The organism is Microvirga tunisiensis, from assembly GCF_009296175.1.
In the GTDB taxonomy this organism is placed as follows: Bacteria; Pseudomonadota; Alphaproteobacteria; order Rhizobiales; family Beijerinckiaceae; genus Microvirga; species Microvirga tunisiensis.
On sequence record NZ_VOSK01000915.1, the window covers coordinates 1 to 745 of the forward strand.

Annotated in this window: 1 protein-coding gene; it reads left to right on the forward strand. The window is 60.7% G+C overall.

Translation table 11 applies throughout. The features are described from left to right. Window positions 1–411: 411 nt before the first annotated feature. Window positions 412–745, forward strand: a 334-nt coding sequence (locus FS320_RS44490) for an aldo/keto reductase (RefSeq protein WP_162003662.1), incomplete at its 3' end; no start/stop codon positions are given.

Sequence of the window (745 nt, forward strand, 5' to 3'; positions counted from 1 at the left end):
GCTCGCGCAGGGCTGTCGAGGACAGCGGCTTGTTGGAACGATCAGGCGAGGTCATGCCGGGATTGAATCATGAATGCCCGAAGGGAGGAATCCCTCGCCCCCTAAAATGCCCCAGTTACCTTTCGGGCTAGTGACCTTAAGTGAGTGAGGCCTTTCCGGAAGTCATGCTGCTTCCATTGCGATGATCAGGGGAGGGCAGGAGGCGATGCGCCGCCCAACGAGCATCCACGACAGCAAGAGAGGAGAGGGGAGGGCAGCTGACAGCCGATCACCTGCTGGTCGATCGACGAATGAGCCATATAACCCTTCCCTCGGCTCAGAACTTCGCCCATGGCCTCACCTCTATCTTCAGTTCGCACATGGCGACGACGAGGCTGGCGCAAACAGAACGGATGCGAGGAGAAAACGGTCATGGATTACATGAGACTTGGTCACTCCGGCCTTGAGGTATCCCGCCTCTGTCTCGGCTGCATGACGTACGGGGATCCCGGTCGCGGCAACCATCCCTGGACCCTCGACGAGGACCAGAGCCGCCCCTTCATCAAGCGTGCGCTGGAACTCGGCATCACGTTCTTCGATACCGCCAATGTCTATTCCGACGGCACGAGCGAAGAGATCGTCGGTCGCGCACTCAAGGATTTCGCACGGCGCGACGAGGTGGTGATCGCCACAAAGGTGCATGGGCGCATGCGCCCGGGACCCAACGGCGCCGGCCTGTCGCGCCTTGCGATCATGTCCGAGATCG